General features: G+C 62.9%; 14 protein-coding genes. All 14 read left to right on the plus strand.

The features are described 5' to 3' along the window. Positions 1-261 precede the first annotated feature (261 nt). The 14 genes from IE083_RS10060 to gloA all read left to right on the plus strand — a co-directional run bounded on the left by IE083_RS10060 (position 262) and on the right by gloA (position 12,752). Positions 262-657, plus strand: coding sequence for a ProQ/FINO family protein (locus tag IE083_RS10060; protein ID WP_189353520.1), 396 nt, complete (start codon positions 262-264; stop codon positions 655-657). A 66-nt stretch (positions 658-723) separates the two neighbouring features. Beyond that, positions 724-1,257: a macro domain-containing protein gene (locus IE083_RS10065; protein WP_189353475.1), complete on the plus strand. Its 534-nt coding sequence runs from the start codon at positions 724-726 to the stop codon at positions 1,255-1,257. A 218-nt stretch (positions 1,258-1,475) separates the two neighbouring features. After that, positions 1,476-2,408, plus strand: a complete 933-nt coding sequence (gene cysK / locus IE083_RS10070; protein WP_189353476.1) for a cysteine synthase A — start codon at positions 1,476-1,478, stop codon at positions 2,406-2,408. 46 nt (positions 2,409-2,454) lie between these two features. Continuing rightward, on the plus strand, positions 2,455-2,883 hold the full coding sequence (locus IE083_RS10075) for a hypothetical protein (RefSeq protein ID WP_229799708.1): 429 nt from the start codon (positions 2,455-2,457) through the stop codon (positions 2,881-2,883). Positions 2,884-2,887: 4 nt separating this feature from the next. Continuing rightward, positions 2,888-3,301: a YchJ family protein gene (locus tag IE083_RS10080; protein ID WP_189353478.1), complete on the plus strand. Its 414-nt coding sequence runs from the start codon at positions 2,888-2,890 to the stop codon at positions 3,299-3,301. Positions 3,302-3,708: 407 nt separating this feature from the next. Next, positions 3,709-4,908 (plus strand): glycine C-acetyltransferase, encoded by a 1,200-nt coding sequence (locus tag IE083_RS10085; RefSeq protein WP_189353479.1) that lies wholly within the window; start codon positions 3,709-3,711, stop codon positions 4,906-4,908. A gap of 297 nt (positions 4,909-5,205) precedes the next feature. Further along, a complete protein-coding gene (gene tdh / locus IE083_RS10090) occupies positions 5,206-6,231 on the plus strand; it encodes an L-threonine 3-dehydrogenase (RefSeq protein WP_189353480.1) in 1,026 nt (341 codons plus the stop codon). Between the two features lie 116 nt (positions 6,232-6,347). Continuing rightward, a complete protein-coding gene (glyQ, locus tag IE083_RS10095; RefSeq protein WP_189353481.1) occupies positions 6,348-7,238 on the plus strand; it encodes a glycine--tRNA ligase subunit alpha in 891 nt (296 codons plus the stop codon). Between the two features lie 4 nt (positions 7,239-7,242). Further along, a complete protein-coding gene (locus IE083_RS10100; RefSeq protein WP_189353482.1) occupies positions 7,243-7,713 on the plus strand; it encodes a hypothetical protein in 471 nt (156 codons plus the stop codon). A gap of 2 nt (positions 7,714-7,715) precedes the next feature. Beyond that, entirely contained in the window at positions 7,716-9,776 is a 2,061-nt protein-coding gene (gene glyS, locus IE083_RS10105; RefSeq protein ID WP_373295185.1) for a glycine--tRNA ligase subunit beta, read from the plus strand. A 144-nt stretch (positions 9,777-9,920) separates the two neighbouring features. Further along, positions 9,921-10,463 carry a D-glycero-beta-D-manno-heptose 1,7-bisphosphate 7-phosphatase gene (gene gmhB / locus IE083_RS10110; RefSeq protein ID WP_189353484.1) on the plus strand — a complete coding sequence of 181 codons (543 nt, stop codon included), beginning with the start codon at positions 9,921-9,923 and terminating at the stop codon, positions 10,461-10,463. Between the two features lie 7 nt (positions 10,464-10,470). Continuing rightward, on the plus strand, positions 10,471-11,226 hold the full coding sequence (locus tag IE083_RS10115; protein WP_189353485.1) for a lysophospholipid acyltransferase family protein: 756 nt from the start codon (positions 10,471-10,473) through the stop codon (positions 11,224-11,226). Beyond that, a complete protein-coding gene (locus IE083_RS10120) occupies positions 11,201-11,914 on the plus strand; it encodes a M48 family metallopeptidase (protein WP_189353486.1) in 714 nt (237 codons plus the stop codon). Before IE083_RS10115 ends, IE083_RS10120 begins: the two co-directional genes overlap by 26 nt. Positions 11,915-12,362: 448 nt before the next feature. Continuing rightward, positions 12,363-12,752, plus strand: a complete 390-nt coding sequence (gloA, locus tag IE083_RS10125) for a lactoylglutathione lyase (protein WP_189353487.1) — start codon at positions 12,363-12,365, stop codon at positions 12,750-12,752. The last annotated feature ends 60 nt before the right edge of the window (positions 12,753-12,812 follow it).

Below are 12,812 nucleotides of genomic sequence, written 5' to 3' on the forward strand. Positions count from 1 at the left end.
AACAAAGCCCAGCTCAATCGAGCTGGGCTTTGTGCTTTGTGCGCGTTGCGGTCAACGTTGGCCGCAGTGCTCAGCGAGACGCGTCCTCCATGCCGCTTTGTGCCTTGTGTTCTATAGTACGAGTCGATAGCGTTAGTCGTAGCAACAAGGTCGGCTCTGCATTAAGATAGACGTCTTTCCCCGGGTCATGTCGGAGTGGGGCATACATTATTTACCGTCTCTCCGTGTTGTTCCATGAGATTAACCATGAAGAATCCCCAGATGAAGTCCAATAATGAAACCGCGCTCGGTGCGGCGCTCAAATCAGCGGTCCAGAGCCTTAGCAAGAAAAGCCAGACAGAAATGATTGCGGCACATGTTTATGCCAAGTATGACGTGTTCAAACTGTTCCGCCCCTTGGCGCTGGGGATTCATGAGGCCTTGATTGCGGAACTGCCGCAGTTTGATCCGCAACTGGTTTCGCGCATGCTGGCCAATCATTGCCGCAAGCAGCGTTACGTGAAGTCGCTGGCTCGCGGCGGCAAGCGGTTCGATCTCGCACTGAAGCCGGTGGGGGTAGTCTCTGCCGAGGAAAAAGCGGCCGCCGAGAAAATGTGTCTGCCGAAGGTGGAGAAGCCTGCTGCAGCCCCTGTGCCTTCCGATGCCGCCGAGGCGTAACGGGCAGATATTGCCGTCCCTCTTGTGAGGGATTTTTGTTGTGCAGTGCCCGCTTGAGGTGTGGTGATGCTGACTGTCCGTAACGGCGTGCGAGTCGAGGTATGGCGCGGTGATATCACGCAGCTGGATGTTTCGGCTATCGTGAATGCGGCCAACGTTTCGTTGCGCGGCAGTGGCGGGGTCGATGCTGCCGTGCATCGCGCGGCTGGGGGTGAGCTGCTGTCGGCCTGCTTGCAGTTAAATGGTTGTACCGTCGGGGAGGTCTGTGCCACGCCGGGTTTTGCTTTGCCTGCGCGCTGGATTTTCCACGCAGTCGGGCCAGTGTGGAAAGGCGGCGAGGATAACGAAGCGCAACTGCTGGCGTCCTGTTATCACAAGAGCCTGCAATTGGCGGCAGAAAAACAGGTGGCCTCGCTAGCTTTTGCGGCTATCAGTTGTGGTGCCAACCGCTTTCCTCCGCTGGCTGCGGCCAATATCGCCTGGCATGTGGTGGAGACCTATCTGGCGGCACCTCCGCCGGCATTGCGCAGGATTGTCTTTGTCGCCTTTGATGATGAAGTCCATCATGCCTGGCAGAAGGTGCTGGTTGGTATCAGTTGATTCGTGATCCGGACGGGGCAGGCTCTCGCCAGGGGGAAGGTCATGTGCTCCGGTCAATGCTTGGCAGGAACCGGTATTAGGGCCTGTTGACGTTTCGTTTGTGGATCGCGTTTGGGTCAAAACCAGCCTGGCCCGGCGTTACGGCCTCTGGCTGATGGCGCTGCTGATTAGAATAAACAGCAATGTTTATGCCGTGGAAAATGGATTGGAGGAATCGAATGCATATTGCGAATTCTGTAACAGATTTGATCGGTAATACTCCGCTGGTGCGTCTGAACCGGGTGACCGAGGGGGCGGTGGCAACAGTGGTCGCCAAGCTGGAATTCTTCAATCCGGGGCATAGCGTCAAGGATCGCATTGCAATATCAATGATTGATGCCGCCGAGCAGGCCGGCAAGATCGGGCCGGATACCATCATCGTTGAGCCGACCTCGGGCAATACCGGTATCGGGCTGGCCATGGTATGTGCCGCACGTGGCTACAAGCTGGTCATTACCATGCCGGAGACGATGAGCCGTGAGCGGCGCCAATTATTGCGCGCTTACGGTGCGGAGCTGATCCTGACGCCCGGCCCGGAAGGCATGAATGGTGCCATTGCCAAGGCCAGGGAACTGGTTGCTGCCAACCCTGAAACCTACTTCCTGCCGCAGCAATTCGAGAATCCTGCCAATCCGGAGATTCACCGGCAAACTACGGCAGAAGAAATCTGGCGGGATACCGATGGCCAGGTGGATATCTTCGTGGCTGGCGTCGGTACCGGCGGCACCATTACCGGCGTGGGTGAGGTACTGAAGGCGCGCAAGCCCGGCGTGCAGATTGTTGCTGTCGAGCCGGATGCGTCGCCGGTGTTGTCTGGCGGCGCCAAGGGGCCGCACCTGATCCAGGGGCTGGGTGCCGGGTTTGTGCCGGCGATCCTGAATACCGCGATTTACGATGAGGTGATTCGGGTCACGAATGATGATGCCTTCGAGATGGCACGTGCAGTGGCGAGCAAGGAAGGCGTGCTGGTGGGGATATCTTCCGGCGCTGCGGTATGGGCGGCCTTGCAGCTGGCCAGGCGTCCGGAGAATGCCGGCAAGCTGATTGTGGTGGTGATTCCCTCCTTCGGTGAGCGTTACCTGTCAACACCATTATTTGAGCACCTTGCTTGAAGTGAGTGAGGGCGGGGTTACAATGGCGACCATGAAACAGATATTCATGGTCGCTTTTGTTTTGGGTGCGCTGTCCGGATGCGCGGTGTTGCCTCCGTTGCCAGGGGCTGCCGGCAGCATTTCGCGGCCGGTCGCCGTGCCGCCATCGCAGCGGCTGTATGAGGAAGCACAGACGCTGTCGGCACGGGTTGCCAAGGGCGAGTTGAGCCGGGTGGCGGTTGCCGACCGCCTGGGGGAGCTGCGTGTACAGCTGGTTGGCCGCAATGTGGTCGATGATGACGTGTTTGCCCTCTATCGGCAGATTGCGGTGCGTCGCGATGCCGGGCAGATCGACAGTGCCAAGGCGCAGCAGTTGATGCAGCAGCGGCTGCAGATGTGGCTGCAACGTTGGCCGCACCTTGCCGGCAAACCGGCTCAACCGGCATTCACGGATTTCATGCTCAAGTTGTATGGCATGCCGGCGCTGGGGCGGTGACATCATGAAGCGCAAAGCAGCAAATAGTGCCATGCCGTGCCCGTGTGGCAGTGGCCAGGACTATGCGGCCTGTTGCGGCAGGTATCATGATGGACAGCCGGTGCCGAGCGCCGAGGTGCTGATGCGGTCGCGCTATGCTGCTTTTGTGCTCGGGAACGAGGCTTATCTGCGGCAGAGCTGGGCCGCTGAAACCTTGCCGGATGAGCTGTTGCTGGATGCAGGTGTCAAGTGGCTGGGGTTGTCCATCTTGTCGACAGAGGCCGGTGGCGAGCAGGATCAGACCGGTGTGGTTACCTTTGTTGCCCGCTACAAGATCAACGGCCGTGCCGGACGGATGCGGGAGTGCAGCCGCTTTGTGCGCGAACAGGGCTTGTGGCGTTATCTCGATGGCGAGGTAGACAATCAGGGTCTGTCATGAGCCGGAAAAACGCCGGTTTTCCGCTCATGAGCACCGTGTTCTGGCGGTGAAGACAAGACAATCCCTGCCGGTCGCTTCGCGTACTTCCTGCCGCGGCAGCCGTTTGCTCTTGAAATCCATGGCACGGCAGCCGTAGGGGAAGCGGGCATCGTGGGTGATGTAGTAGTGTGCGCAGGTGCGGCAGTGCGGCGCAGGGGAGCTGGGGCGGTTCACGGTCGGATTCGGCTCTGGGGGTGGAAGCGGATTGTCGCACGGCAGGGGCGTTGCCGGCCGGGTGGGGGTAACACTCACCCGTCGAAAATCGTGCGCAACTGTCCCTGATAAAGTCGTCGTCGCGGGTCTAGAATGGTGACAGACCGATGACAGCACGGCTGTCACCCCGAATGGCGATACACAGGGACATCCCCATGAACCATACCTATCTTGCCCATCTGCAAGCTACCCTGGCGCAGATCCGCGCCGACGGTTTCGAGAAGCCGGAGCGCGTGATTGCCTCGCCGCAACGTGCCGACATCACCCTGTCCGGCGGCCGCGAGGTGCTGAACTTCTGTGCCAACAACTACCTCGGCCTCGCCGACGACGCGCGTCTGATCGTGGCGGCGAAGCAGGGCCTGGACGACTACGGCTACGGCTGCGCCTCGGTGCGTTTCATCTGCGGCACGCAACAGGTGCACAAGGACCTGGAAGCGGCGATTTCCGGCTTCCTCGGCACCGACGACACCATCCTCTATTCCAGCTGTTTCGACGCCAACGGCGGCGTGTTCGAGACCCTGCTCACCGAAGACGACGCGGTGATCTCCGACGAGCTGAACCACGCCTCCATCATCGACGGCGTGCGCCTGTGCAAGGCCAAGCGTTTCCGCTACAAAAACAACGACATGGCCGATCTGGAAACCCAGCTCAAGGCCACCGACGCCGCCGGCGCCCGCTTCAAGCTGGTGGTCACCGACGGCGTGTTCTCGATGGACGGCATCATCGCCGACCTGAAAACGCTGTGTGATGTGGCCGAGCGCTACGGCGCCATCGTGATGGTGGACGATTCGCACGCCGTCGGCTTCATGGGCGAGCACGGCGCCGGCACCCCGGAGCTGTGCGGCGTCAGCGACCGCGTCGACATCTACACCGGCACGCTGGGCAAGGCGCTGGGCGGCGCATCCGGCGGTTATGTCTCCGGCCGCAAGCCCATCATCGACCTGCTGCGCCAGCGTTCGCGCCCCTACCTGTTCTCCAACACCCTGGCGCCGGCCATCGCCGCCGCCAGCCTGAAGGTGCTGCAGATACTGGCCACGGAAGAGGGCGCAGCGCTGCGCGCCAGGCTGAAGCGCAACGCCGACCATTTCCGTCAGGCGATGAGCGAGGCCGGCTTCAGCCTGGTGCCGGGCCAGCATCCGATCATTCCGGTGATGCTGGGCGATGCCAAGCTGGCCGGCGAGATGGCGGCGGCACTGCTGGCGGAGGGCGTTTTCGTCACCGGCTTCTCCTACCCGGTGGTGCCGAAGGGCAAGGCGCGTATCCGTACCCAGATGTCGGCCGGCCATAGCCTGGCGCAGGTGCAGCACACCGTGGCCGCCTTCATCAAGGTTGGCCGCGAGCTGGGCGTGATCTGATTTTTTGGCCACGACCCCCACGAAGAGACACGATAGTTTTGCCACAGAAACCACCGAAGACACAGAAACGATACTTGCAGCCGGCAATCGTGTGACGGGGTGCTGTATGTTCGTGTCTTTCGTAGGGTTCGTGGCTATTAGTCCGGCCTTTAAATACCCTGGTCCCGCTCGTCCTGAGTCTGTCGAAGGGCGTGGTACCGCGGGCTTCGACAAGCTCAGCCCGAACGGGCATTTTGTGGCCGGCTTTAAGCGTTTTCCGTGTCTTCCGTGGATTCTGTGGCAATAAGGGGTTTAGCAATGAAAGCACTAGCCAAACTGCAGGCCGCTCCCGGCCTGTCCATGACCGATGTTCCGCATCCGGAAGTCGGCCACAACGACCTGCTGATCAAGATCAGCAAGACCGCGATCTGCGGCACCGACATCCACATCTGGAACTGGGACGACTGGGCGCAGAAGACCATCCCGGTGCCGATGCACGTCGGTCACGAGTATGTCGGCGTGGTCGCCGGCATGGGTTCGGAAGTACAGGGCTTCAAGATCGGCGACCGAGTCTCCGGCGAAGGCCACATCACCTGCGGTCACTGCCGCAACTGCCGTGCCGGCCGTCGCCACCTGTGCCGCAACACCACCGGTGTCGGCGTCAACCGCGAAGGCGCGTTCGCCGAATACCTGGTGATCCCGGCCTTCAACGCCTTCCCGATCCCGGACGACATCTCCGACGATCTGGCGTCCATCTTTGACCCGTTCGGCAACGCGGTGCACACCGCGCTGTCGTTCAACCTGGTCGGCGAGGACGTGCTGATCACCGGCGCCGGCCCGATCGGCATCATGGCGGTGGCCATCGCCAAGCACGTCGGCGCCCGCCACGTGGTGATCACCGACGTCAACGACTTCCGCCTCGATCTGGCGCGCAAGATGGGCGCCACCCGCGCGGTGAACGTCGGCCGCGAAGACTTGAAAGCGGTGATGCAGGAACTGCACATGAGCGAAGGCTTCGACGTCGGTCTGGAAATGTCCGGCAACCCGCATGCCTTCCGCCAGATGCTGGACACGATGAACCACGGCGGCAAGGTGGCGCTGCTGGGCATTCCGCCGGCCAACACCGCCATCGACTGGAATCAGGTGATCTTCAAGGGCCTGGAGATCAAGGGTATCTATGGTCGCGAGATGTTCGAGACCTGGTACAAGATGGTGGCGCTGATCCAGTCCGGTCTGGATATATCGCCCATCATCACCCACCACTTCAAGGTCGACGATTTCGAAGCCGGCTTCGCCGCCATGCTGTCCGGACAGAGCGGCAAGGTGATTCTGGACTGGCAGTAAGCGCAATATGATGTTTGCGGCCAACCTTTGGCACAAGGTTGGCCGCAATGGATGGCAGAGCAAGGCACGATGCGGTTAGAATCGTGCCTTGTTTTTCATCTTTGAAACGCCGCGACATGCTCACTTTTCAGGAAATCATCCTCACCCTGCAGCACTACTGGAACCGTCAGGGCTGCGCCTTGCTCCAGCCGTACGATACCGAAGTGGGCGCAGGCACCTCGCATACCGCCACCTTCCTGCGCGCCCTCGGCCCGGAACCGTGGCACGCCGCCTACGTGCAGCCCAGCCGCCGCCCGAAAGACGGCCGCTACGGCGAGAACCCCAACCGCCTGTTCCAGCACCACCAGTTCCAGGTGGTACTGAAGCCGTCGCCACCGAATATTCAGGACCTGTACCTGGGCTCGCTGCGCGAGCTGGGCATCGATCCGACCGTGCACGACATCCGTTTCGTCGAGGACGACTGGGAAAACCCGACCCTCGGTGCCTGGGGCCTGGGCTGGGAAGTGTGGCTCAACGGCATGGAAGTGACGCAGTTCACCTACTTCCAGCAGGTCGGCGGCCTCGATTGCAAGCCGGTGCTGGGCGAGATCACCTACGGCCTGGAACGTCTGGCGATGTACCTGCAGGACATCGAGAACGTGTACGAGCTGGTGTGGACCTACCTGCCGGACGGCACGCCGGTGAGCTACGGCGACGTGTTCTTCCAGAACGAAGTCGAGCAGTCGCGCTTTGCCTTCGAGCACAGCAATGTCGAGCTGCTGTTCAAGCAGTTCGGCGACTACGAAGCCGAGGCCCGCCGCCTGCTGGATGCCGGCCTGCCGCTGCCGGGCTACGAGATGATCCTGAAGGCCGGCCACACCTTCAACCTGCTGGACGCGCGCGGCGCCATCTCGGTGACCGAACGCGCCGCCTACATCGGCCGCATCCGCAACCTGGCCCGTGGCGTGGCGCAAGCCTATTACGCCGCGCGCGAGGCGCTGGGCTTCCCGATGTGCAAGAAAGACTGATGCCATGAAGACGTGGGCAGCGCTGTTCTTTGTGCTGTTGGCCACGCTGGCCGCGCTCAGCTGGTATGTGCGCAGTCAGCAGGCGGTGCCGCAACCGGAGGGCGAGTTCCAGGTGTACCAGAGCGGTACCGGCCTGGAACTGTCCCTGGAGCTGGCCACCATCGCCAACGTCAATGACGGCCTTGTCCGTTTCGTCAACCAGGAGCGGTTCAGCGAGCGCAAGACCCAGAAAGAGCTGGGCATCCGCTATCACATCCGCCGCCTCGAAGGCCGTGCCGACTGCAACGCGCGCCAGTATGCGTTCATCGGCGCCTCGTACTGGACCGCCAGTGGCCAGCACGTGTACACGCAGATGTTCCCGTTGCAGCGTTTCAACTGGACCTTCGTGCCGGTGGTTGCCGATTCGACTGCCGATACCATGCTGCGCCTGGTGTGCCAGCTCGCCCCCAATGCTCCTAGCTTGAAGATTGAATGACCATGACTGCTACCCTGTTGATCGAGCTGCTCACCGAAGAGCTGCCGCCCAAAGCACTGGAAAAGCTGGCCGCCAGCTTTGCCGATACCATTACCGACGAACTGAAAAAACTGCAGTTCGTGGCCGGCAACGTGCAGTCGCACGTGTTCGCCAGCCCGCGCCGCCTGGCGGTGCAGATCCCGTCCGTCGCCGCCATCCAGCCCGAGCAGCATAGCGTGCGCCGAGGCCCGGCGGTCGCCAGCGGCATGAAGGATGGCCAGCCGACTCCGGCGCTGGCCGGCTTCGCCCGCTCCTGCGGCGTGGAGGTGAGCCAGCTCACCACCGTGCACGACGGCAAGCAGGACGTATACGCCCATGCATCGACCAAGGCCGGCGAGAGCCTGTCCGCGGTGCTGTCCGGCATCGTCGCCGCCGCGCTGAAAAAGCTGCCGGCACCGAAGCTGATGCGCTGGGGTGATCTGGACGTGCAGTTCGTGCGTCCGGTGCACGGCCTGATGATGCTGCACGGCGAGCAAATCGTCGCCGGCGAGGTGCTGGGGCTCTCCAGCGGCAACGTCACCCGCGGCCACCGCTTCCTGTCCACCGGTGAGGTGAGCATCCCGAGCGCCGATGCCTACCCGCGCACGCTGGCGGAGGAGGGCAAGGTGATCGCCAGCTTCCTCGCCCGCCGCGAGTTGATCCGTCAGCGCCTGTCGCACGCCGCCGCCAAGCTGAACGCCACCATCGCCGCACCGGACGCGCTGTTCGATGAAGTGACCGGCCTCGTGGAATGGCCGGTGGTGCTGGAGGCCGGCTTCGAGGCCGAGTTCCTGAACGTGCCGCAGGAATGCCTGATCCTGACCATGCAGCAGAACCAGAAATACTTCCCGCTGCTGGACAGCTCGGGCCGCCTGATGAACCGCTTCCTGCTGGTGTCCAACCTGGAAACCGACGACCCGCGCTACATCGTCGGCGGTAACGAGCGCGTGCTGCGCGCGCGCCTGTCCGACGCCAAGTTCTTCTACGAGCAGGACCAGAAGCACCGCCTCGACAGCCGTCTGCCGCGTCTGGAGCACGTGGTGTACCACAACAAGATCGGCAACCAGCTGGAACGCGTCACCCGCCTGTCCAGCATCGCCGCCGCCATCGCCGGCAAGCTCGGCGCCGACAGCTCGCTGGCCGGCCGCGCCGCGTATCTGGCCAAGGCCGATCTGGTGTCGGACATGGTCGGCGAATTCCCCGAGCTGCAGGGCATCATGGGCCGCTACTACGCGCGCCTCGACGGCGAGGACGAGGTGGTGGCCGACGCCATCGAAGGCCACTATCACCCGCGCTTTGCCGGCGACAGCCTGCCGCAGGGCGCCATCGCCACCGCGGTGGCACTGGCCGACAAGCTGGAAACCATCGTCGGCATCTGGGGCATCGGCCTGGTGCCGACCGGCGACAAGGACCCGTTCGCGCTGCGCCGCGCCGCACTGGGCGTGCTGCGCATGGTGCTGGAGCAGCCGCTGGACCTGAAGGCGCTGATCAGCGCCGCCGCCGATGCCTTCCCGGCCGGTCTCTTGTCCGCCACCGTGGTGGACGAGGTGTACGCCTTCTGCCTGGAACGGCTGAAGAACTACCTCGCCAACGACTACAAGGGCGACGAGATCGACGCCGTGCTGGCGCTGGCGCCGACGCAGCTGAACGAAGTCGGCGCCATCCTGGCCGCCGTCGCGCAGTTCAAGGCGCTGCCGGAAGCGGCAACGTTGGCCGCAGCCAACAAGCGCGTGAAGAACATCCTGAAGAAGACCGAGGGCGACATCGCCGCGGTGAACCCGGCGCTGTTTGCCGAGGACGCCGAGCGTGCACTGTTCGCGGCGGTGGAAGCACTGGCACCGGCGGTGGACGCCAAGTTCGCCGCCCATGACTTCGCCGGCGCGCTGACCCAGCTCGCCTCGCTGCGTGCGCCGGTGGATGCCTTCTTCGATGGCGTGATGGTGATGGCCGACGACGCGGCGGTGCGCGGCAACCGTATCGCGCTGTTGGCAAGGTTGGCCGCACTGTTCAACCGCGTGGCCGACATCTCGCTGCTGGCGGAGTAAGTTCGTTCTTGCCACAGAAGGACACGGAAGACACGGAAATTTTCGGCAGCGTTTGTCGCTGCTGAATGACAGTTTCCGTGTTTTTCCGTGTGTTTCCGTGGCTAAATACCGGTTTTTGCTGTTTTCAGTGGCCTGAAGGACTCCATGAAACTCGTCATCCTCGATCGTGACGGCGTGATCAACGAAGATCGCGACGATTTTGTCAAAAACACCATGGAATGGCAGCCGCTGCCGAAGAGCTGCGACGCCATCGCCAACCTGACCCAGGCCGGCTGGCGTGTGGTGGTGGCTACCAACCAGTCCGGCATCGGTCGCGGCCTGTTCGACGTGAACGCGCTCAATGCCATGCACGAGAAGATGCACCGCCTGGTGGGGCAGGCCGGCGGGCGCATTGATGCCGTGTTGTTCTGTCCGCACGTTACCGGCGACAACTGCGGCTGTCGCAAGCCGATGCCCGGCATGATCGAGCAGATCGCCGAGCGCTTCAATGCACGCTTCGAAGGCCTGCCGATGATCGGCGACAGCCTGCGCGACCTGCAGGCCATCGCCGCGGTCGGCGGCCGGCCACTTTTGGTGAAGACCGGCAAGGGCCTGCGTACGCTGGAAAAGGGCGGCCTGCCGGAGGGCACGCAGGTGTTCGACAACCTGTTCGCCGCCGCCGACTACCTGATTAACCTGGAAAACTGAACTGCTCATGTTGCTGATTCGTAACCTGATCTACTGGCTGCTGGTGGCCATTGTCACGCCGCTGTTTTTCCTCGGCCTGTTTATCGGTGCGCCGCTGCCGCGCCGCACCCGGCACGTGATCGGTGAAAGCTGGGCGCGGCTGTTGACCTGGCTGCTGTGGCACGTGATCGGCTTGCGCTACCGCGTGATCGGCGCCGAGAACATCGTCAAGCAGCCGGCGATCATCTGCGCCAAGCATCAATCCGGCTGGGAGACGCTGGCATTGCAGGAGATCTTTCCGTCGCAGGTGTTCGTCGCCAAGAAGGAACTGATGTGGATTCCGTTCTTCGGCTGGGGGCTGGCGCTGACCAACCCGATCGCCATCAACCGTTCCGACCGCGCCAATGCCAACCGCCGCATGCTGGAGCAGGGGCTGAACCGCAAGCAGCACGGCTTCTGGATCAGCGTGTTTCCGGAGGGTACCCGCACCCGCCCCGGCGTGGCCGGCAAGTACAAGCCGGGTGCGGCGCGGATGGCGAAGCAGCTGGACATGCCGCTGGTGCCGGTGGCGCACAATGCCGGCGAATTCTGGCCGCGCAACGCCTTCCTCAAGCATCCGGGCGAGATCACGCTGGTGATCGGCCCGGCGATTTATCCGCGCGACGATGTCGGCCCGGAGGCGATGACGCGGCAGGCGGAGGCATGGATCGAGGCGCGCCAGCGCGAGATCGGCGGCGTCGGTCCGTTTGCCCATCCCGATGAACGCAAAGCCCGCGCCGCTTAGCCTGCAGTTGCCGCACGGCGCGGTGACGGTGCGCCTGATCCGCCGCGCGCGGCAGAGCGTCGGCATCCGCATCAAACACGGCGAGGTGGAACTGATCGCGCCGCCGGCGGTGTCGCTGGCCTACCTGCATGAGGTGCTGGCCAGCAAGCGCGACTGGATCGCCCGCCATCTGGCGCGCCACCACGCCGAGCAGGACGAGCGCGCGCTGACGCAGGGCCAAGTGCTGCTCGGCGGCGAGAGCTACCGCCTGCACTGCGTCGCCGCCAGCCGCCACCAGGCGCAGCTGGTCGGCGACACCCTGCACCTGGCCGGGCCGATGCTGGAGCAGCCGGCACGGCTGGCCGCCAGCGTGGTCGGCTACCTGCAGCAGGAGGCGCGGCAGCGCTTTGCCGCGCGGCTGGCGTTGTGGCAGCCGCGTGCGGCGCGGCTGCTGTCCGGCTGGGGCCTGTCCTCGGCGCGCACGCGCTGGGGCAGCTGTACCGGCAAGGGGGTGGTGCGCCTCAATTGGCGGCTGGTGCAGGCGCCGGAATCGGTACTCGACTACGTGATCGCCCACGAGCTGGCCCACCTCTTGCACATGAACCATTCGCCGGCGTTCTGGGCCGAGGTTGGCCGCCTCTATCCCGGCTGGCAGGGCGCGCGGCAGTGGTTGAAGCAGTACGGCGACAGCCTGTTCCGCTACGGCTAATGTAGTGTTTCACGCTATTTGAAACATATGAAAACCAATATCCATGCGGGTTTCAAGCTGATTTCAAGTTCCATCAAGAACGCAGCACTACACTAAGTACCTGTTCACGATCTGCTGCGCTTCGACGATACTGCGTTGAAAACGACTTCGGCATGCTTGTTTATATCTGGCTAAATGCCGCTTCCTCAGCCGTTTTCGCCTTGTCTCGTCCTGGCTCACTAGTGTAGTGTTTCACGCTATTTGAAACATATGAAAACCAATATCCATGCGGGTTTCAAGCTGATTTCAAGTTCCATCAAGAACGCAGCACTACACTAGATCGTGAGTATGTTCTGGATACGACCCGCAAACACACTGTTCTAGCCGGCGCGGGCTTTGCTTTCACCTGCGCCGTCCCCATCTGATCTGCCTCGCTGCCTGTTGCGGCCAACCTTTTCCGGAGAACACCATGCGCCTCTTGCATACCATGATCCGCGTCGGCAACCTCGACCGCGCCATCGCCTTCTACACCGAGGTACTGGGCATGAGCCTGCTGCGCCGTCACGACTACCCCGACGGCCGTTTCACCCTGGCCTTTGTCGGCTACGGCGACGAGGACAGCAACAGCGTGATCGAGCTGACCCACAACTGGGATACCGACAGCTACGAACTGGGCAACGCCTTCGGCCACTTGGCGGTGGAAGTGGCTGACGCCTACGCCGCCTGTGACGCGGTGCGCGCCAAGGGCGGCAAGGTGGTGCGCGAAGCGGGGCCGATGAAGCACGGCAGCACCGTGATCGCCTTTGTAGAAGACCCGGACGGCTACAAGATCGAATTCATCCAGCGCGGCACGCGCTAAGCCGACACGGATAAGCAGCGGCCAGTTGCAGCATTGCGGCTGGCCGTTGTGCCGTCTGCC

Source organism: Vogesella fluminis, from assembly GCF_014652335.1.
Taxonomy (GTDB): domain Bacteria; phylum Pseudomonadota; class Gammaproteobacteria; order Burkholderiales; family Chromobacteriaceae; genus Vogesella; species Vogesella fluminis.